Raw genomic sequence first — 21,407 nt, forward strand, 5'->3', positions numbered from 1 at the left:
ACTATGGCAAAGCGCATTATTTACAACGAAAACGCTCGTCGCGCCCTAGAACGGGGTATGGACATTCTAGCTGAAGCGGTAGCCGTTACGCTGGGTCCAAAGGGTCGTAACGTGGTGCTAGAGAAAAAGTTTGGCGCACCGCAGATCGTCAATGATGGCGTAACCATCGCTAAAGAAATTGAATTAGAAGATCACGTCGAAAACACTGGTGTATCTCTAATTCGTCAAGCTGCTTCCAAAACCAATGACGCTGCGGGTGATGGTACAACCACTGCAACCGTATTAGCTCACGCCATTGTAAAAGAAGGCTTGCGTAACGTTGCTGCGGGTGCAAATGCAATTTCCCTCAAGCGCGGGATCGATAAAGCGGCTAACTTCCTAGTAGAAAAGATTGCCGAACACGCTCGTCCTGTAGAGGATTCTAAAGCGATCGCTCAAGTCGGTTCGATTTCTGCTGGTAACGATGAAGAAGTTGGCAGCATGATCGCTGAAGCGATGGATAAGGTGGGTAAAGAAGGTGTCATTTCCCTAGAAGAAGGGAAGTCCATGACAACCGAACTAGAAATCACCGAAGGGATGCGCTTTGACAAAGGTTACATCTCTCCCTACTTCGCTACCGATCCCGAACGGATGGAAGCTGTTCTAGACGAACCTTTCATTTTGATTACCGACAAGAAAATTGCTTTGGTACAAGATTTAGTCCCCGTACTAGAGCAAGTTGCACGTTCTGGTCGTCCGCTGCTGATTTTGGCAGAAGATATTGAAAAAGAAGCGCTAGCAACCCTAGTTGTTAACCGTCTGCGTGGCGTACTCAACGTAGCTGCGGTCAAGGCTCCTGGGTTTGGCGATCGCCGCAAGGCTATGCTGGAAGATATCGCTATCCTCACTGGTGGTCAATTGATTACTGAAGATGCTGGTCTGAAGCTGGATAACACCAAGCTAGACATGCTCGGTAAAGCACGCCGGATCACCATTACCAAAGACAACACCACAATTGTCGCTGAAGGTAACGAACAAGCTGTTAAGGCTCGTTGCGAACAGATTCGCCGTCAAATGGACGAAACCGAATCTTCCTACGACAGAGAAAAGCTACAAGAGCGCTTAGCTAAACTAGCTGGTGGCGTTGCTGTGGTCAAAGTCGGTGCTGCAACTGAAACCGAAATGAAAGACCGCAAACTACGCCTGGAAGACGCGATTAACGCTACCAAAGCCGCCGTAGAAGAAGGTATCGTTCCTGGTGGTGGTACAACCTTGGCTCACTTAGCTCCTCAGTTGGAACAGTGGGCAAGTAGCAGCCTCAAGGGTGAAGAATTAATCGGTGCATCAATTGTAGCTCGCGCTCTAACTTCTCCCCTGAAGCGGATTGCTGAAAACGCAGGTCAAAACGGTGCGGTCATCGCCGAGCGCGTCAAGGAAAAAGATTTCAATATCGGCTTCGACGCTGCTAAAAACGAGTACGTCGATATGTTTAGCGCTGGTATTGTTGACCCTGCTAAAGTGACTCGTTCCGCGCTGCAAAATGCTGCTTCTATCGCTGGTATGGTGCTGACAACTGAGTGTATCGTGGTTGATAAGCCTGAACCAAAAGATGGCGCTCCTGCTGGTGCTGGCGCTGGTATGGGTGGCGGAGATTTCGATTACTAAAGTTTGTTAGAGGTAGGCTACTGTCTACCTCAATTGTGAAGAATACAGCTGCTTCCCTTGGGAGGTGGCTGTTTTTTTATAAAGTCAAAAGTCAAAAGTTAAAAGTCAAAAAACCGATCGCATTTGTATTTTACGTGCCACCTGCATCCATCTCTGTTTAAAATTTCTACCATTTTCCAAAACAGAAGCTATTGACTATATCTATGGCTAGGCGACAGACAGGAAAATGTTAATTTAATCTCAAGTTAATCGAGCGAGAACGCAGAGAGATGCTCCACCGCCAAACACCAACAGGAATAATTGCGATCGCACAACCAACTCATGCTTGGATTGCAGGTTGTCTGGCACAAGCTTGGGGAAATCAAGATTTTGGGAATTTTACGCCTAGAGAAGAAGTTTGTCTTGGTGCGGCAATACACGATATTGGTTGGGTCTTTTGGGAAAACGAACCGACTTTAAATCTCCAGACGGGTTATCCTCATCATTTTATGGAACTCCCTTCAGAAATCTCGGTTAAGATTTGGTCTGGTGTCAAGCATTTAACTTCGTCTTACGGTAGATATGCAGCGTTATTGGTTTCGCTCCACGGTACGGGATTGTTTGAGCGCTTCCGAAAATGGGAAAATTCACCTGAATCTACTCAGTTAGTAGAAGAATATTTGCAGCAAGAATATGCTTATCAAAAACAGCTCGTTAATTATTTACAGAATGACTCTTACTATGCAAATCATACAACTCCAGAAGTAATTCAACGCAATCGCAAATTAGTAGCAATTTGGGATTTATTATCACTTGCTTTATGTATGGGACTGCGAGAGGAAAGGCAATTTCATCATATTCCTACCGCATCTGGGGAAACGACTCTAACTCTGATTCCTGTAAATGATAATTTTGACAAAATTAAAGTTGAACCTTGGGCATTTGAACGAGATGAAGTAAAACTCAATTATGATGGGCGAGTTTTAAATGAAAAGTTTACCGATGAAACTCAAATGCGTCAGGCTTTGGCAAATGCAGAATGGGTAAATATGTCTACTGTTTTGATTCCAATGTAGAAACGTTATGTAGAGACGTTACATGTAACGTCTCTACATTGAATTGGAAATTATTCCCGAGCATTTCTCGTAATTTCAATTGAAATTCTGCCGCTAAAATCTGGTATGGGTGCGGCGGGTTTAGATAATTTTACTTTAACTTGTTCTGTCCCCTTCACTGCTAAAATAGATTCCGCGATCGCTGTTGCTAGTTTTTCGACTAATGCAAACTTAGAAGTCTTAACTAAATGCTGAACGTTACTAATAATATTACGATAATCGATTGTGTCTTCAATAGCATCGCTCTTACCCGCCACTGATAGATCTAACCACAGCGTTACATCAACCTCAAACCATTGTCCTAATATCTGTTCTTCTGGTAAATATCCAGTATAACCATAACAGCGAATTTTTTCTAGATGAATGCAGTCCATATAATTAGGGTAATTGGTAATTGGTAATTGGTAGAATTTGTGTTAAATTAATTATATTTTACAGTGCGAAAGTATAACTTGAATTGGATGTAAAGGTACGAAACTATCAAAGCGTTTTATCTGAGAACGGCAAGAGTAACCAGTAGCTAAACAAAATTTTCTCTGTTCTACATCGGATGAAATTTGCCGTCTCCAGCTCATAGAATAAATTCCTTGAGATTCATTATAGTGTTCGGCTTCATGTCCGTAAATACCCGCCATACCACAACAGCCTGTAGGAACTAAACTCAAAGGAATTTTTAACATTTGAAAAATCTGCTGCCATTGTTTTTGTGAGTTTAAAGCAATCGTTTTTTCGGTGCAGTGACCGAATAAGTAATAACGATCTGATTCAGATATGCGATCGCCAATTTTTTGCTTTAACCTCGCTTGGTTTTCCCACAAAAATTCTTGCAATAACTGCACTCGAAAGCTTGCTTTTAAACCTTTAATTTTGATATACTCATCTCGGTAGGTTAGGACAATACTAGGTTCAATTCCTACAAGGGGAATTTCTAGTTTTGCTAATTGATTTAAATAGTCAGTATTTTTTTGCGCGATCGCTTGAAATGTTTTTAAAAACCCTTTAACGTGCAATGTCTTTCCATTCACGAAAAAAGGTGGAACGTACACTGTATAACCTAACTCGCGCAAGCAATCGTAAGTATCGAGAACTATTTGCGATTCGTAAAAGCTGGTAAAAGCGTCTTGCAATAAAATAACGCTGTTTGCTCGTTCTAACTTGCTAAGAGTAGATAATTTCTCTAAATCAAAAACTGGTGCTTGTCTTTGTTTTAATCCCTGTCTGACAGTCAGCGTGCTGATTGCGGGTGGATCGACCATTCGCACGAATTTTTGAATTAACCAGCGCGTCACGAAGTTTTGAGTCAGAAAATTGAATAAGACAGGTGCGTGAGATTGCCAATTGGCGAGAGTTTCAATATTCCCAACGAAATAATCGCGCCAATGCCTCAGATAGCGGGTGTGGTAAAGTTCGAGAAATTGTGCTTTCAGACTGGGAATGTCTACATGAATCGGACATTGGCTAGCACAAGCTTTACAGGAAAGACAGCCGTGCATTCCGTTATACACTTCATGGGAATAGTCATAACTTCCCCAGATCTTAGTTAAATTATTCCAGAACTTGAGGGGTAAACTTCCAGATTTTTCTATTTCTTCACTTTTATTGATGGCTAATTGCCGCAACCATTCTCTCATCAAACTGGCACGACCTTTAGGCGAGTGAATGCGATCGCCTGTAATTTTGGCAGACGGACACATGACATCATCGGGATTGTAGTTAAAGCACGCGCCATTACCGTTACAGCTAAAAGCAACTTCGTATTGCGATCGCACTTCTTTTGCAACTTGGCGATCGAAATGTCCCCGTAAAGGTGCTTCGACTCGTACCACTTCGTTATAACTGGCGTTTGGCGCGACAATTTTGCCTGGATTTAAGCGATTATCGGGATCGAAAGCTGCTTTGATTTTGCCTAAATCGGGATAGAGTTCGCCAAAAAAGGTAGGAGTATATTCGCTGCGAAAACCTTTACCGTGTTCTCCCCACATTACGCCACCATATTTTCTGACCAACGCCACAACTTTGTCAGATAATTCTCCGATCAGTGCTTCATCTTGTGGTACTTTCAGGTCTAGTGCTGGTCGAACGTGCATACAGCCTACGTCTACATGACCGTACATGGCATAATTTAGCTGATAGGCATTGAGTAAAGTTTGAAATTCGCAAATATAGTTAGCTAGACACGCTGGCGGAACTGCGGTATCTTCAATAAAAGCAATTGGTTTGCGATCGCCTTTAGTATTACCAAGGAGTCCTACACCACGTTTGCGTAAGTCCCATAAATGAGAAATTTCTGTTTCGTTTTGCGCCAAATAATAACCAGTTGGTTGCTGAGGCTGGTTTCGATTTAAGGTAATGCTTTGGCAGATTCGAGTAAGTTTCTGTGCTAATTCCTCTAAGTCGTCACTGCTAAACTCAACTAAGTTGATTGCTTTTGCACCTAGAATAAAATGTTTGACTTTTTCATAAATCTCATCTTGTCTCGCCAGACTGAGAATTTTTTCGTCAATGGTTTCTATAGCTGCGGGTGCAAAAGCTAATAAAGTCTCTGCTGCAAATAAAGCATCGTTAAAACAGTTATAGTGAATTGCCAATAATTTTTTATATTTAGGAATCGGAGTTAACTTTAATTTGGCTTCGGTAATAATAGCAAGCGTTCCTTCCGAACCTGCTAAAAGCCAGTTTAGATTAAATGTTTGTTCTGGCGGTGAATAAACCTTTGCCAAGTTATATCCCGTCATAAATCGAGGCATTTTAGGAAAACTTTGCTCGATGATTTTTTGCTTGGTTGTAACAATTTCATTAACTTGACTGTAAATATGTCCGATGCTATTTGGTTGTTGCTTTAGATGATTTAATGTATAAAGGTTAATAGCGTGCGATCGCCCCACAGTCCCATCTGCTAAAACCCAATTTAACTCTAAAATATGGTTGCTAGTGCGTCCGTAAATCCGCGAACCTTGACCGCAAGCATCAGTATTAATCATACCTCCAATCGTCGCACGGTTACTAGGAGATAAAGACGGTGCAAAAAATACTCCATAAGGCTTTAGTTCGGCATTCAATTTATCCAAAACTACCCCTGGCTGCACTCGTACCCATCCCTGTTCCAGATTTATTTCTAAAATCTGGTGCATGTACTTAGAACAATCAATAATAATTCCAGGGGAAAGCGATTGACCGTTAGTTCCCGTTCCTCCACCTCTGGGTGAGAAAGTTACAGATTTAAATGGTTCTTGCTGTGCTAATTGAAATAAATGCACTAAATCTTGTTCGGATTTAGGATAGACAACCGCTTGCGGTAAAATTTGATAGATACTATTGTCAGTTGACATCATCAATCGACTGGCAAAATCGGGGCGAATTTCTCCTGAAAATGGTGTTTTCGCCAGTGCATCTAAAAAAAGTAGATATTCGGGTTTTAAGTTGTCCTTTAGATTTAGCTTGGGAAGCATAACCCTACACAGCTGACTATTAAATATTTTAAGAGATGGCGATCGCGAATCTAAAACTATAAAAAGCTCGCGGAAATGTAAAATAACTAAGCCTTACATTATAACTGACTAAAACGAGCAATTTGTGTAGGTTTCTTAACTCGCCTTATAGAGCTGTCCAGAACTAGCTACAATTTAAGAACAACAGGACTTTTACTATATTAAATATGCTACCATCTTGGAAAAATGTTTTGAAACCATTTTGGCTGCTAGTTTTTCTAACTATATTTTTTACTGCATTTATAACTAGAGCCAGTTTTACTTTGGCAAAATCTTCACCTCAAAAAACTCCATCCGTAGAAGTAATCAACTTTAAGGTTGATGTGCCAACGTGCTATATGGAAACAGCTAAAGGCACGGTTTTGAACCTGAGTAACTTATGTAAACAACCATATACAAATTCTGATACTCGTTCAAATCTGTCCTCTCCCAGACCGTACAATTCTTCACTGATAAAAAAATTCGATGATGAACTGTACGGTAAAGGAAACTAACGCACATATAAACTATTTGGTAGTTATCATTACCCATTACCAATTAGAATGACGGTGCTGGAAGTGGTTTTGCTGGAGCTGACATCGGATCTGCTCCACCGCTACCCACTTCAAATTGAGTCATCATGTCGTGGTCTTCGTGAACCGTGTTGTGGCAGTGCATCATATACTTACCGTTATGAGGACCAAACCTAGCAATAATCCGAATATTATTGTCTTCGCCTAAATATACGACATCTTTCCAACCCCGCTCGTAGGGAAGTGGCGGCTGGCTGCTACGTTCGAGGATCTGGAAATCAAATAGGTGAAAGTGTACGGGATGAAACCAGTCACGCCCATTGGTGATAATCTCCCAAATCTCAGTGTTACCTAAGCCGATCCTGGCATCAACTCGATTTTTGTCCCAACCATTACCATTAATCTCCCAGCGATCGTTACGATGCTCAAAAGTCCATCGCCTAGTAGCAACTGCGGAAGACGCTACAAGCGGCTGAAAAGAACGCAGTTGGGAGGGAATAGAGCTGTTATCAGTCTCTTGCCGGACTACGTCAAAGCGCAAGATCTGCCTTGTGCCGTCGTAATCTTTATTGTTAGGAAGACCGAGGTTTTGCAGAAGTATCTGAGTGCCGATGGAGTATTTAGAAAAGTCAACAATCAGCTCGTATCGCTCTCCCATGCCAATCCGCAAATCTTTAGTTCTCACTGGTGCGCTCATCAATCCGCCATCTGTGCCGATAACAATCAAGTCATCGCCTGTACTTAGAGCTAATCTATAAGAACGCGAATTCGATGCGTTTAAAACTCGGAAGCGATACTTGCGGTTGGCTACTTCCATGCGGGGATATGGCGCACCGTTAACCAGAATGACATCGCCCATTAAACCCTGATGATTGTCGTGGTCAAAGATGAACGAACCATTGTTTGTAAATAACTTATCTTGAATGACCAAGGGTACATCGTACTCGCCTTTAGGAAGAGGTAATCCTAGCTCAAGATCGTCTTGAACGATGTACATTCCAGCCAATCCCATATATACGTTGCGCGCAGTGTCATGGATGGCATGATCGTGATACCACATTGTGGCAGCGCGGTTATTTGGATAAATGTAATTTTTGTAGTAGCCAGGCGGAATCAAATCCTCAGCGTAACCATCATATTGCGGTAGCGATGCCATTCCATGTAAGTGAACTGATGTCGGTGTACCTACATTGTTGATGAAGCGAACAACCGACTGCCGATCGCGACGCTGTTTAATTGTAGGACCAGGAGTAATGCTGTTATAAGCCCAAATCTCTGTTGTCAACCCAGGTAAAATCTCTACCTGGTTCTTTTGCATCTCAATCTGGTAGTAATCGGTTGTAGCATCGCTGCGTACTGGGTTTAGCACTGGTGGGAGCGGCAGTTTAACTTGAAACCGTCTCGGTTGAGGACTACCAGCAGTCTGAGCGTAGCCACGGTGCTGAAGTGCTATGGGAAGCAAAAGCGAACTGCCAGCAGCAGCAAACCCTCCGAGCTTGAGTGCTTCCCGTCTGGTGATTCTATTCATGTTTGGATTTTTTTATTAAGAGTTTGAATTTTTAACCAAACATGCCGCGCGGCTTACAGAGGTTAAAAGAAATTTTCAGCCACTTTAAAGTAGATACTTATATCAAAATAATATATAACTCGTGAGCGATGAATAGAGTAGGCGAGCAGCAATTTGTAACAAAGGTTACTTGACTGAAATAGAGCGATCGCTTGACACGCTCGGATTGCCAGTACGAACTAACTCCCTAACTTTGGAGTTGTGGCGCGATCGCAAAGCTATAAATTAGTGGCTGTATCAGTTGTCCGCAACTATCTCAATCTACTTGCGTCAACCCTAGATATTTTGTTAAATAAGGCGAAAACACCTCATAAATCAACGTCAAAGGCTTTCCGTGATGCCAGAACAAGTAGTGACGACCCCAAAATGGTCCCTGGTGTTGAAATCCTGCTTCTAACGCCTCTGAGTGACCGTAATAAACTCCTTGGACATCCCGATATAACTCAGTCCGCAAACGCGCTAGACTAGCCCAAATTGGTAAGGAACGATTTTGTAAATATTCATCGACGTGGCTGGCTTCCCACCAAGATGCAGCATATGCCAAACGCTGACCCGATTGTTTGCGCAACCACACCTGTCGTCTCAATCTCGGTCCTGGTACGGCTTCAATGATACTTGGTGCATCATCTAAATCCATGCCAACTACCGACATATCAATCACGTCAACTTCCGTGGGTTCCCCAGTTAGCAATTGTAAATGGCGTGTAGGAGAACCATCACCTAACAAAAGTAACTGCCAAGCTGGAGCAAGACGAGTATGAGGTAACCCTGGTTGTATAGTATTCTCATCACCTTCCCAAATGGGTGAGAGACGATGCCAAGACTTAGGTAGTACCTGCTTATCTGTAAAGTTATAAGTCGCAGTCAATTTGTTTACAAAAATTCATGACTTTCTTATTAATATAACAGGAGTCAGAACAGTTATCAGTTATCAGTGACTCGTGGCTAGTGGCTGGTGACTAGAAAAGAATCCAGCCACTAGATACTCACTCATGACAGCTATCAACCACCCATGACAACCGATCGCTGGTCACTGGTCACTGGTCACTGGTCACTGAAAATGCGGATGGCGAGACTCGAACTCGCAAGGCAAAGCCACACGCCCCTCAAACGTGCGCGTATACCAATTCCGCCACATCCGCGCTTGCAGATATATAATTTAGCATACTTGTGGAGCAAGACCAGCAAAGTTGAACAAAAAAGAGGCGATCGCTCGTGCCAAAATAATTACGAATTACGAATTACGAATTACGAATTCTGCCAACCCCTATGCTGATGATACCGACATCCTTTGCTGGAAGATGCGCTTTGACAAAATTCTGATTGCTAACCGAGGGGAAATCGCCCTGAGAATTCTCCGTACTTGTGAAGAAATGGGAATTGCGACGATCGCGGTACACTCAACCGTAGACCGCGACGCGCTCCACGTCCAATTAGCTGATGAAGCGGTGTGTATTGGCGAAGCTCCCAGTAGCAAAAGTTATCTCAACGTCCCTAGTATTATTGCCGCAGCTCTGACGCGCAACGCGACTGCCATCCATCCTGGTTATGGCTTTTTAGCGGAAAATGCGAAATTTGCGGAAATTTGTGCCGACCACCAGCTTGCCTTTATTGGACCAACCCCAGAAGCAATTCGAGCTATGGGCGATAAATCCACAGCGAAGGAAACGATGATCGCGGCAGGAGTCCCCACCATCCCTGGGAGTGATGGGTTAGTCAGAGACGAAAAAGAAGCGCGGGAGATCGCGCGTCAAATTGGCTACCCAGTCATGATTAAAGCCACTGCTGGCGGTGGTGGCAGGGGAATGCGTCTGGTTCGCAGCGATGAAGATTTAGGGCGATTATTTTTAGCGGCTCAAGGAGAAGCAGAAGCCGCCTTTGGCAACCCTGGTCTGTATGTCGAGAAATTTGTCGATCGCCCGCGCCATATTGAGTTTCAAATCTTAGCAGATAGCTACGGCAATGTCGTCCACTTGGGCGAACGGGACTGTTCGATCCAGCGCCGCCACCAAAAGCTATTGGAAGAAGCTCCCAGCCCTGCCTTAACCCCCGAATTACGGGAGAAAATGGGAACAGCTGCGGTAATGGCGGCAAAGTCGATTAATTACATCGGTGCGGGGACGGTAGAGTTTCTCCTGTCGCAAACTGGAGAATTTTACTTCATGGAAATGAATACGCGGATTCAAGTCGAGCATCCCGTCACGGAAATGATTACAGGACTTGACTTAATTGCCGAACAAATCCGCGTTGCCCAAGGGGAAAGCCTGCAATTCACCCAAGAGCAGGTAAAGTTGCGGGGACACGCAATTGAATGTCGGATTAATGCTGAAGATCCAGACCGAGATTTTCGTCCCGCACCAGGACGGATCAGCGGCTATCTCGCTCCTGGAGGACCAGGAGTCAGGATGGATTCTCACGTTTACACCGATTATCGCATCCCGCCTTACTACGATTCTCTGATTGGTAAGCTGATCGTCTGGGGACCAGACCGTCCGACTGCAATTAGGCGAATGCGACGCGCCTTGCGGGAATTCGCCCTCACAGGCGTACCGACGACTATCGGCTTTCACCAACGGATTTTAGATACTCCAGAGTTTCTCAAGGCAGAGGTTTACACCAATTTTGTCGAGCAGGTGATGTTGAAGAAATAGATCGGTAGAGACGTTACATGTAACGTCTCTACATAAAATTTCAATGCATCAGCATCATCAGCAGTCCTTGCTGACCGAGCAGAATTTCTCGCAACAGGCTAAAAATTCCGACCCAGATGATGGGGGTAATATCCACACCGCCTATGGGTGGTACAAGTTTTCGCATCGGTACTAACAAGGGATCTGTTGGTACGGCAATTAAGTTGTATGGAAAACGCTTAAGGTCTATTTGGGGAAACCAAGTCAGCACGATGCGGAAGATGAATAGCAGAATCATTAAGCCGAGAAAGATCCCCAGCACCAAATTTGCGATCGCAGCAGTTGTCATATATGGTCATTGGTAATTGGTAATGGGTAATTGGTAGTTGGCAAGAGGTAAGAAGCAAATTTAGATGTCTAACTTACGACTTACGACTTACAACTTTACCCTGTCACTTAAATAGATTTTGCCACTAAAATCGAGGATTAGTGGTGGAGCAACTATTGTGGGTGGTGTGAGAAATGCGCCGTTCAGCCTCTTGGCAGCGTTTAGCGATTTACGGTTTGAGCGGTCCTGTTATTGCTCTGAATATTTGGTTATTGAGTCAAGCTTTTCAATATTTTCAGCATACGATCGCCGTATTGACGATCGCGGCTATTTTGGCTTTTCTACTCAATTACCCAGTCCGGTTTTTCGAGCGAGTTGGCTTTAGCCGCTCTCAGGCAGTCATCGTCGTTCTATTTTTGAGTTTAGTCTTGTTGGTGGCGATCGGTCTAACTCTAGTGCCATTGGTCTACGACCAAACGATCGAATTGATTCAAAGAATTCCCGATTGGTTAAATACAATTCAAACACAGTTGGGAAGACTAGATAGCTGGGCGCGGGTAAGAAAGTTACCTCTCGATCTGAGCGGTTTTAGCAATCGCGTTAACGATACGATTGAAAGACGCTTGCCATCTATACCAGAACAGGCGTTTGGAGTTGCCCTCGGGACGCTGTCGTGGTTAATTGAGACAATTTTAGTGGTGGTACTGGCATTTTACATGCTGCTCTACGGCGATCGCCTCTGGCGCGGTCTCATTAGCTTCCTACCACCAGAGATTGGACTTCCGTTTAGTGCTTCCTTGCGACTCAATTTTCAAAATTTCTTTCTGACTCAACTATTACTGGGGTTATTCATGTTTGCCGCTTTAACCCCAATTTTCGTAGTTCTCAACGTGCCATTTGCACTACTATTTGCCCTCTTAATTGGCGTAGCCGAACTCATCCCATTTATTGGTGCTAGCTTGGGCATTGGTACAGTCACGCTGTTAGTCATGGTGCAAAATTGGTTGCTGGGGTTGCAAGTTGCTTTGGCGGCAATTGTGTTGCAACAAATTAAAGATAACGTGCTAGCACCTAGATTGATGGGCAATTTTACGGGACTCAACCCAATTTGGATCTTTATTGCCATCTTGACTGGAGCTGAAATGGGTGGTTTTTTGGGTGCAATTGTAGCTGTTCCCCTGGCTGGTACGATTAAAAATACTATTGATGCAATTCGTAACCTGCGGCGTTCTACTGTAGCGGCTAAAATTACCATCACGCATGAGGATGCGACTTCTACTGAAGGGAAAGATAATCTCAGTTTTTGATTTATATTAAGGTGGACAATACCCACCCTACTTTTATTATTCACCCCAAATTTGACACAGAATTGTTCTTTTTCGAGCGCCGTCTAATTCAAAAAATAAAACTGATTGATAGGTTCCTAATGCAAGTTTCCCATCGACTATGGGAATAATTTCGTTATTATTAAGCATCATCGCCATTAAGTGCGAGTGAGCATTTATCGGCTCATCTTCAGGGATATTTTTTCTTAAGTGCAAGTCGTTATGCAAGTAGCATTCTGATTCGGGAACTAATTTGCTCAAAAAAACTTTGATATCTTCTAGTAATCTTTCTTCGTCTTCATTAATTGCTAATGCGGTCGTAGTATGACGAGAAAAAATTAAAACTTGTCCGTTATTAATTCCTGTGGCGGATACTATCTTGTCAATTTCTGGTGTAATGTTATGAATATTAATTCCTTGAGCAGTTTCGATTTCAATAAATTTATTAATGATTGGCACGGTAGTCGGTAAATGGTAATGGGTAATTGGTAGTTGGTCATCAGTGAATGGCTGGCGGCTGAATTCTTTTCTAGTCACCAGCCACTAGCCACGAGTCACTGATAACTAATAACTGAAACTTAACCTGGACTTACTGACTTATTAAAGCGCGATCGCTAAGCTTAGGAACAGTCTGCATTTCTCCTTTCCTCCTCGTAACTATGCAGAGAATAAGGATTTAGTCAAGATAATGAGTGTTTTTCGACAGTTTCGACTATCTAGAGCGATCGCCCCAGCCAAAACAATTCCAGTAAAAATCATTTTAGTCGCAACAATGTGTGTAAGCTGCTGGTATTCTACCCCAGCTAGAGCGCAACCTAAATCTTTAAATCTCGTCCTTAGTTCTGAGGGAATGCCTTCTTTTGCTCGTCTGATGCAGCAAGCCGAGTCACAGACTAGCGAGTTGATTCAGCAAGAGTTCGATCGAAAACCCAGAGTTACAGCGATTTCTGTAACGGTAGTAGGCGATCGCAATGGGCAACAAGTCCCTTTACTCCATACTCAAGTCTCGCGAGTCGATTGGCGATCGCAACCCGTGTTGAGTCACTGGACGAGATACTTCAGCAACTCCGCACTTTTGTTAGGCTTTTCCTCATCGCCAAATGGAACTGCAACCGATAGTCAGCGTACTCCTGCGAATGTAAATACTGCGCGTAGGTTAAAAGAAGACGATCCCGCCTATCGCGATGACTGATTGAAATGAGAAATGTACGTAATTCTGCAAATTTTGATTTTTTTTATACACACCGATCTATTGTTGCGATCGCAGAGGTGGCGCGGAGAAAATTGTTTAAACAACAAAGTATATCCGATAGGCTCGCATTTAAACTACTAGCTGAATTGAGAAAATAGCTTTCAGCAAGCAAACTAAATTTTGCAAATTGATGACTAGATATATTTGCTTATCGTGTTCTATATAAAGTTAACTATAGCAACCTAATGTAAAAAAATGACTCAGTATTAACCAGGCGATTAACTCACCTTAATGTTGCGGGATTATCGTAACAGAGGCAACAATATTTGTTTGAAAATAAGTCCCTGTCTTAATAATTAGTAGTAGAGAAAAAGCGAGAGCGCGTCTTTTGGTTACAGCTCAATCCAAGCTTTTGTTTGATATGTTTGTAATTAAAAATACATAAGCTAATAGAAAAGGCGCGAGCATAGTTATCGCGTTGAAACCTGAAGGAACCAAGAGCTAATAGCACTCTGCACTCTCTACTAATAATTGCAATACAGACATTTTCAAACTTGAGGATCTGGCGATTCCGAATCAAGAGGGAGTTTCATGTCTAGAATTACTCGGAGGCAGCTGTTAGTTTTCTTCGGTGCGGGTGTTGGTGCTGCTGCTTTCTCACCCGTGCTAGAGAATAAACTGTTTGGTGCTGGTTCTAACGCTGCCCAAGCAGCTGAGGCTTTATCGTTCACCCCTGTACGATTGCCCCATCCGTTACCCATTTATCAACAACTGCCTAGTTACCTACCAGCAGGCAGTGAAAAAGGGCAAGTTTTACAACCATCGACAGATGCGAGATTGACGAAATATACCGTCTACGATGATGTCATCGTACCCCCAGAATATGAACGCTACGTCATTGTTGGCTGGGGCGATCGCGTCTTCTCCAACCCAGACGATTATTTTGGTTATAACTGCGACTACACGGGTTTTATTCCTATTAAGGACAGTAGGGTTCGCAATATTATCGACGGTAGCAGTTACGACGGCATTGCTGTTAAAGACGGCTACTTGTGGGTGAACCACGAATACGTTTCCTACCCCATTTCTCTTCTCGCGCCTGAAACCCCAGAAGATTTGGCAGGGTTCTCCGAATCTTTCCCTTATTTAGGAATCAATATTACTGAGAAAAACCGCACATTGCTAGGCGAGTTTCTTTACAACATGGGTGGTTCGATTGTCAGAATTCGCCAAGGTGATGACAGACGTTACAGCGTTGTCAAAGACCCGAAAAATCGCCGCATCCACACCCTGTCAGGCTTAGGAATCAACAGCGATCGCACTGATGCTTACAAAGAAGTCACATCCTGGGGTGAAAAAAGCTATCAGAAAGGCGATCTCAACTACCTCATCGGTACGGGTGCGGCTGCTAAGGATGTATTTGAAGCCGTCAACACCGATGGATTGGGTAGCAAAATCATCGGTACGGGACACAACTGTTCTGGTGGTACAACTCCTTGGGGAACGATCGTGTCCGCAGAGGAAAACTTCCAAGCTAGTGAAGAGTTCTTCGTCGGAGTTACAGAAGCCGTTCTGCCTAACGGTACGCAAACAGAATACACCGAAGGCACGACTGGAGCTGAATTCGGGATGGTAGGGGAAAAATACGGCTGGATGGTCGAGATCGATCCCGCCGATCCCAAATGGCGATCGCGCAAACATACTGCTCTCGGTCGCTTCCGCCATGAGAATATCACTATAGTGGCGGAGTCTGGAAAAAAACTCGTTGCCTACATGGGTGACGATCGCCGTGGCGGACATACCTGGAAATTTGTCAGTGCAGGGAAGGTCAAATCCCCTGAAGACAAGAAAAATAGCGAACTATTCGAGACGGGTACGCTCTACGTTGCCCGATACAATCCTGATGGTACAGGTGAATGGCTACCGTTAGAGATTGGTGCGAGTACCAACCCCATTTCCCCTTCCACGCTTGGCTCGGTAGAAATTCAAGCTTTGGGTAAAGCGACGCGCAACGCACTGCTACCATTACCGCGACGCAACGGCATTGCCGCACAAACAAAAGATGGTGGGAAGTACAACATTACGACCGAGAACGAAGCTACGGCTTTAAAAGACTACCAAGGTAAGAAACTCTCAGATTTCTATACCAGTCAAGGCGCGGTGTTAGTTGATGCCTTTTTAGCTGCTAACCTCATCGGTGGTACTCCTACCGCTCGTCCTGAAGATTTGGAAATCAATCCTCGCAATTCAAGGGAAGTCTTCATCGCTTATACCGATGGTGCGCCAGGTAGCGATGGTTATCCAGATTCTCGGATATTTGTTGTCTCTAAGTACAGCAAAGATGTCAACGCCGGGCAGCCTTCAGGAGAACTGTTTAAGATTACTGAAAACAGTTCCGATAATACAGGTCTAACTTTCCGTTGGCAACGCTTAGCCAAAGGTGGGGAAGCAGGAGCCGAGCCAGGAGACGGTTTTGCTAACGTGGATAACCTTGCTTTCGACAGCCAAAATAACGTCTGGGGTGTCACGGATATGTCCACTGGCGCTCATAACGGTTTTGGTGAAGGAGCAGAAGCAAAACAACTCAACATCGACCATACAGTAGTTGGAGCTGTGGTAGAAGGTGCATCCTCCGATCTCAACATTCAAACATCCGATTTAATTGGAGTTTTCGGTAATAACTGGCTGTTCTACATTCCTCTAGATGGTGAGAATGCAGGGCAGATCGTACCCTTTGCCTATGGTCCGCCGCGCTGCGAAATGACAGGACCTACTTTTGTCAGCGATACCTTAATTATTGCCGTGCAGCATCCCGGGGAAAACTGCCCCTTCAATCCGCCTCAAAGTCTCAATCGCGACATTGAGATGCTGAATTTGGATGGGACTCTGTTCACGCAAAATAGAACTGTCCCAAGCGGTAGTAATTGGCCTAGCAATTTAGCTGGAGATCTTTACGGTCCGCCGCGTCCTTCTGTAATCGGTATTCGTCGTAAAGAAGGTAAAGGCGATCGCTTTGTTTAACAGTTATCAGTTGTCAGTTGTCAGTTATCAGTGACCAGTTAATTTCAACTTACGGCTTGTAACCAGTGACTGGCTATTAGTAGGGTGGGGGATACTTACCCTACTTTTTTATTACTAAATTATAAAAAATTTCTTCATTTATTCACTCAGATAAGTTTCCTTAAGTTATCTTGCAAATGGCTTCACGATAATCCTAAATGGGAGTATTTAGCATTAGGACGATCGCGCTTATATGGATTATGCGATCGCCTTAGTATTAGCTCCCAATTTTCTCATTTGTCGGATCGCAATCGGGAAAAAGCGGTTGAAGATAGCGAATTAAAATGTGTTTGGTTTCAGTCACGATCTGCTGTCGTAACCGTTCTGTTTGGGCAAGGGATAATAGCTGTAAGGCTCCAGTAATTTCTACGCTGACTAAAGCCGCTAGCTGGCGTTGCTCTGGTTCCATCTGCGGTTGTCGCAAGGCAAAAAAAGCTTCTAAATGTGCCACAATTTCGCGATCGGCACGTTGATTCACCGCCTGTAACTCAGGAGAAACTCGCGATCGCAACATAATTGCTTGCGCCCCTGGTACGGTCGTGAAAAAATCATCAAACGCTTCGACTGTATCGCTGACCACCTGAGCCAGAGGTCGATCTACTGTTGAGGAATTGAACTTAGTGACAAATAAATCCCGCATTTGCTCGGCATATCTCTCTGCCAAGGCGTATAAAACCGCAGATTTATCTGGAAAAAAGCGATAAAGCGAGCCAATAGAAGTATTTGCCCGTTGTGCGATCGCCTCCGTAGAAGCTGCTTCATAGCCAACTTCGGCAAACACTGCGGCGGCGGCTTGCAGAATTTGCTCAAATCTTTTTCTGCTACGGGATTGTTGCGGTAAATGCCTGGAAGTCATGTATCGATAATCGTACGGTCGGGTTTATCTGTCTCTCTTGACAAACGTGAGGATTTCTCAGATTATGCAAATATGAGGATTCCTCACGTTTAGAAGGGCGATCGCTAATTATGGCATTCAGTACACCCCACACCCTAAGCTTATGCTGAGAGAAATCGATCGAAATATCTGGGTTGGCGAACGGCAACTTAAGTTTTTAGGTCTAGAAGTGGGAACGAGAATGACAGTAATTCGCCTTGACAATGGCGAACTTATAATTATTTCTCCCAGTGATGTTGATGAAACAATTATTCAGCAAATTAACGCACTGGGTCACGTCACCACAATTATCGCGCCAAATTGCTACCATCATCTTTTTCTCAACAACTTCAAGTCGATTTATCCTAATGCCGAGATTTGGATTGCTCCAGGTTTAGACTTGAAAAGACCAGATATAAAGAGCGATCGCATCCTTAGCGAATGTGGTAGAATCGGCGATTTGAATGAAGTTGAATATCTTTTATTTGCGGGATTTCAAACTATAGGTATCGGCAATTCGGGAATATTAAATGAAATTGTATTTTGGCATCGAGAAAGCCAAACTTTGGTATTGACAGATACAGCATTTCATGTTGATGCTAGTTTTCCTTGGCAAACACAATTAGTTTTCAGAATTATAGGAGGCGATCGCCAGTTGGAACCAACATTATTAGAAAAACTTGCTTCTCGCGATAAAGAACGGGTAAAACAGTCAATTCAAAAAGTTCTCTGCTGGGATTTCGATCGAGTCATTATGGCTCATGGTAGTATTATCGAACGTGACGGTAAGCGCCAATTACAAGCGGGATATGAGAAGTTTTTATCTACAAAAAATTTACAGATATAACGCTCTTAGATAATCGTGAAATCGATTGCCCGTGTAGAGACGTTACATGTAACGTCTCTACACGGGAACGTTTACAAATCAATTTGGATTGCTATAGCTCGTTCGTAGTTCGGTAGTCTAAATTAGAACTCTTAATTAAAATTCAAAAGTAGTACGAATTGTCCCAACATATAAAGTATTGTTATTGTTATCGTGTTCGGGATTGATAATAACTAAGAAACCTGGAGTCATTGAAATTTGTTCGCTGAGTTGCAAGCGGTAGAATGCTTCAAAATGCCAAGCTGTATTGCGGTCTTGAAAATCTGTGCTGAGATCGCTGTTAGTAACCTTTGGTGGTTGACCGATAACAATTCCACCTAAGCTACCCTCTTTCCCTAAGTCAGGAAAGGCAAGGGTGATAGCATAATTAAAAATCTCTGCGGTTGGATTGTCTGGTAAATCTGCGGCTGTCGCATTTGTCAAACCCATCCATCCACCGATCGCAAATTTAGGATTAATCTGCCAAGTTGTAGCAATACCATAAGAATTTGCTCGGATAGCATCGCTGTTTTCATCAAAAGGATCGTTGGCTAGTTCGCTTCCCGTACCTGTATCTATTTGGTTGTAAGAATGTACGTAAGTTAAACCTAACTCAAATCGATCGCTATACTCAAAATACAATTGCGCGATCGCGCCGTAAGCACTACCACCAATTCCAGATTCCAGTTCGTTAGCATCTTCAGCAACGTAACCCAGTTGCAGAGAGATCTCCTCAGTCAAATCGTATTCCACACCTACTCCCGTACCCGAACCTTGTCTGTATATCGGATTGCGTCTGCCAAAGCGAGATACTGCCCCCCGACTGCTACTATCAAGGAAAGAATTGACTGTATCGGCGAAGTCATCTATTCCACTACCGAAGATCCCAGCATAAACTGTAGTTTGTTCGCCAACGGGAAAGCGGTACTCAATGCGAGTTAACTCAAACTGATTCTCGCTATCCCCTTCAAATCCCAACCGCGCCATTGTTGTCCTAGTCGCATCTTCAACTCCGGGGAAGTTATTCGCTTGTATACGCACCCTCAGACGATCTTCCCCCATAAAACTAGAATTAAAAGTTAGTCGCACGCGATCGCTCAAAACTAAATTGCTATCTACTTTTTCACCACTACCATCGGCTTTTTCGTCACCTACAGCGCCACTGACAGCAAAGATGACTTGACCTGAGAGAGTTGTAGTTGTAGAAAATTGTTGTGCTTCAAGCTGCTGGGCTTGACTTTCTAATCCCTCTACTCGTCTTGTTTGTAGATTAGCTAGTTCAGCAGCAAATTCTGTTTGCAATCTTTGTAATTTTGTGATGTCTGATTGACTCACTCGTTCAGCGTCACCTGTAGCAATTAGTTTTGCAATTTCAGTTAAAACAGTATCTAAAGTAGCGGCAAATTCATAACGTGTTAGACTGCGATCGCCATTAAAATCAATTGTTGTATTATAGCGTTGGCTGAGAGATTTTAATGTTTGCCACTGCCAATCGCGAGTGCTAATATTGTCGAGTTGGGAAATAGGCGTTATCCGATCGAGACTGTTAGCTTCGTAAGGTGCGATCGCTTTAAAGCTAGAAGATAAGTTATTTGCTCGATCTAAATCTGTGTTTTCTTGCTTCAATTCGCTGGCAAATACACTATTTGTTAGTGCAAGCGTTGCACCAAATACAAATATGCTTGTACGAATATTATTGCTAATAATCTGCAACACAATTCCTGCGACTAGAAACACTTAATAGAATATACATGTATTTTCTTCACAGGTGCAAGACTACTCTATAAAAGTAACAAACTTGTGAATTTAAGATGAGAAAAATTTCATCTTTACTTCTCTTGAGAAAAACGGCGAACGGTTGTTAAATATTGTCCTAAAAAAGGGAAACCACCAATCGCAGGTAACAAGTAGCGGGACGTGCAAAGTAAACCTAAAGCAGCTGCCGTAGGAGCATTAAAATAGGGTTGGTAGAACGCAATTAATGCAGCATCGCGAGTGCCAACACCAGCAAATGTCAGCGGTAATAATCCTGCTAAAATCGCTAATGGAGAAAGAGCAAGGTTTGTTAAAAATGGTGTCCAGGCTTTTAGAGCCAGAATGAAGAACCAAATCTGTAATAGATGTAAAAACCAAATAAATATAGACGTTAAAGCGATTTTGAATAAATTAGCTCGATCGCGCCAAAAGTAATTATGCATTTCCTCCCAGGAAAATTGCAATTTTTGAATTTTAATTTTAAGTTTTTTGGTAGCGATCGCTTTACTTAAGACAAAAAATATTTGGGCAAATTTACGAGAACTGAGTAAGAGTAAGCCAAGGATTAATCCCAAACTCACACTTACTGTCATTATCCAAAACAACCAATTCTTATAAGGATAAAGAATTAAACCCAAAACACACCATAATAATAACGATAGTAAATCGCAAGTTTTCTCAAAAACAACTAAAGATAAAGACAAAGAACCAGTTAAATGACCTTGCTGCCGCATAAAATAAGCTTTAGCAATATCGCCCATTTTTGAAGGTAAGACCATATTCAGAACGCTAGCAGCTAAAATTAATTTATTTGCTTCTCCAAAGCTTAATTGAGCTTGTTTGGGAGCTAGTTGCTGCAATCGCCATGCTGTAATAGTTGTTATGGGTACGACCATACATAGACTGACTATCATCCAGTAAATGTTTGAGTTTTGAAAAACTCTGATGAGGTTAATAAAGTCTATTTTCCAATAAATAATTACTAAAATTATTAAGCTAACTACAATAGAAATTATTCGTTTCATGTTTGAATCCAAAAAAATATTCAATTTCTTCAAAATTTACGCAGTCGA

16 protein-coding genes and 1 tRNA gene are annotated in these 21,407 nt (G+C 43.1%); 7 read left to right on the forward strand and 10 right to left on the reverse strand.

Annotated elements, in window-relative coordinates:
• Positions 1-3: 3 nt before the first annotated feature.
• Both groL and DSM107010_RS18170 read left to right on the forward strand, forming a co-directional pair.
• Entirely contained in the window at positions 4-1,644 is a 1,641-nt protein-coding gene (groL, locus tag DSM107010_RS18165) for a chaperonin GroEL (RefSeq protein WP_015152680.1), read from the forward strand.
• Between the two features lie 269 nt (positions 1,645-1,913).
• Positions 1,914-2,699, forward strand: coding sequence for a DUF3891 family protein (locus tag DSM107010_RS18170; RefSeq protein ID WP_106171034.1), 786 nt, complete (start codon positions 1,914-1,916; stop codon positions 2,697-2,699).
• Positions 2,700-2,749: 50 nt separating this feature from the next.
• Here DSM107010_RS18170 and folB read toward each other — a convergent pair whose 3' ends face one another.
• The 5 genes from folB to DSM107010_RS18195 all read right to left on the reverse strand — a co-directional run bounded on the left by folB (position 2,750) and on the right by DSM107010_RS18195 (position 9,447).
• Entirely contained in the window at positions 2,750-3,112 is a 363-nt protein-coding gene (gene folB / locus DSM107010_RS18175) for a dihydroneopterin aldolase (protein WP_127023563.1), read from the reverse strand.
• 51 nt (positions 3,113-3,163) lie between these two features.
• Positions 3,164-6,187 carry a D-2-hydroxyglutarate dehydrogenase YdiJ gene (gene ydiJ / locus DSM107010_RS18180; RefSeq protein WP_127023566.1) on the reverse strand — a complete coding sequence of 1,008 codons (3,024 nt, stop codon included), beginning with the start codon at positions 6,185-6,187 and terminating at the stop codon, positions 3,164-3,166.
• Positions 6,188-6,763: 576 nt separating this feature from the next.
• On the reverse strand, positions 6,764-8,266 hold the full coding sequence (locus DSM107010_RS18185; RefSeq protein ID WP_106169137.1) for a multicopper oxidase family protein: 1,503 nt from the start codon (positions 8,264-8,266) through the stop codon (positions 6,764-6,766).
• A 295-nt stretch (positions 8,267-8,561) separates the two neighbouring features.
• Entirely contained in the window at positions 8,562-9,173 is a 612-nt protein-coding gene (locus DSM107010_RS18190) for a chorismate lyase (protein WP_106169138.1), read from the reverse strand.
• Positions 9,174-9,366: 193 nt separating this feature from the next.
• Positions 9,367-9,447: transfer RNA gene (locus DSM107010_RS18195), tRNA-Leu, on the reverse strand.
• Positions 9,448-9,606: 159 nt separating this feature from the next.
• Between DSM107010_RS18195 and accC the strand changes: the two genes are divergently transcribed.
• Positions 9,607-10,956, forward strand: a complete 1,350-nt coding sequence (gene accC / locus DSM107010_RS18200) for an acetyl-CoA carboxylase biotin carboxylase subunit (RefSeq protein ID WP_015152674.1) — start codon at positions 9,607-9,609, stop codon at positions 10,954-10,956.
• A gap of 40 nt (positions 10,957-10,996) precedes the next feature.
• Here the strand turns inward: accC and DSM107010_RS18205 are convergent, their stop codons facing one another.
• Positions 10,997-11,284 carry a YggT family protein gene (locus tag DSM107010_RS18205; RefSeq protein ID WP_106169023.1) on the reverse strand — a complete coding sequence of 96 codons (288 nt, stop codon included), beginning with the start codon at positions 11,282-11,284 and terminating at the stop codon, positions 10,997-10,999.
• A gap of 173 nt (positions 11,285-11,457) precedes the next feature.
• Between DSM107010_RS18205 and DSM107010_RS18210 the strand changes: the two genes are divergently transcribed.
• Positions 11,458-12,570, forward strand: coding sequence for an AI-2E family transporter (locus DSM107010_RS18210; RefSeq protein ID WP_106169024.1), 1,113 nt, complete (start codon positions 11,458-11,460; stop codon positions 12,568-12,570).
• A 36-nt stretch (positions 12,571-12,606) separates the two neighbouring features.
• Here DSM107010_RS18210 and DSM107010_RS18215 read toward each other — a convergent pair whose 3' ends face one another.
• Entirely contained in the window at positions 12,607-13,047 is a 441-nt protein-coding gene (locus tag DSM107010_RS18215; RefSeq protein WP_106169025.1) for a secondary thiamine-phosphate synthase enzyme YjbQ, read from the reverse strand.
• A 229-nt stretch (positions 13,048-13,276) separates the two neighbouring features.
• Between DSM107010_RS18215 and DSM107010_RS18220 the strand changes: the two genes are divergently transcribed.
• Positions 13,277-13,780: a hypothetical protein gene (locus DSM107010_RS18220; RefSeq protein ID WP_106169026.1), complete on the forward strand. Its 504-nt coding sequence runs from the start codon at positions 13,277-13,279 to the stop codon at positions 13,778-13,780.
• Between the two features lie 591 nt (positions 13,781-14,371).
• Positions 14,372-16,801 (forward strand): PhoX family protein, encoded by a 2,430-nt coding sequence (locus DSM107010_RS18225; protein WP_106169027.1) that lies wholly within the window; start codon positions 14,372-14,374, stop codon positions 16,799-16,801.
• Between the two features lie 256 nt (positions 16,802-17,057).
• Here DSM107010_RS18225 and DSM107010_RS18230 read toward each other — a convergent pair whose 3' ends face one another.
• Positions 17,058-17,696: a TetR/AcrR family transcriptional regulator gene (locus DSM107010_RS18230; protein ID WP_106169028.1), complete on the reverse strand. Its 639-nt coding sequence runs from the start codon at positions 17,694-17,696 to the stop codon at positions 17,058-17,060.
• Between the two features lie 142 nt (positions 17,697-17,838).
• On the opposite strand from DSM107010_RS18230, the gene DSM107010_RS18235 reads away from it, so the two are divergent.
• Positions 17,839-18,561, forward strand: a complete 723-nt coding sequence (locus tag DSM107010_RS18235) for a DUF4336 domain-containing protein (RefSeq protein WP_127023569.1) — start codon at positions 17,839-17,841, stop codon at positions 18,559-18,561.
• A gap of 135 nt (positions 18,562-18,696) precedes the next feature.
• On the opposite strand, the gene DSM107010_RS18240 is transcribed toward DSM107010_RS18235, so the two are convergent.
• Together DSM107010_RS18240 and DSM107010_RS18245 are read right to left on the reverse strand one after the other, a co-directional pair.
• Entirely contained in the window at positions 18,697-20,316 is a 1,620-nt protein-coding gene (locus DSM107010_RS18240; RefSeq protein ID WP_106171311.1) for an iron uptake porin, read from the reverse strand.
• 92 nt (positions 20,317-20,408) lie between these two features.
• Positions 20,409-21,359 carry a lysylphosphatidylglycerol synthase transmembrane domain-containing protein gene (locus DSM107010_RS18245; RefSeq protein ID WP_127023572.1) on the reverse strand — a complete coding sequence of 317 codons (951 nt, stop codon included), beginning with the start codon at positions 21,357-21,359 and terminating at the stop codon, positions 20,409-20,411.
• Between the last annotated feature and the right edge of the window lie 48 nt (positions 21,360-21,407).

Origin of the sequence: Chroococcidiopsis cubana SAG 39.79 (assembly GCF_003991895.1) — a bacterium.
In the GTDB taxonomy this organism is placed as follows: Bacteria; Cyanobacteriota; Cyanobacteriia; order Cyanobacteriales; family Chroococcidiopsidaceae; genus Chroococcidiopsis; species Chroococcidiopsis thermalis.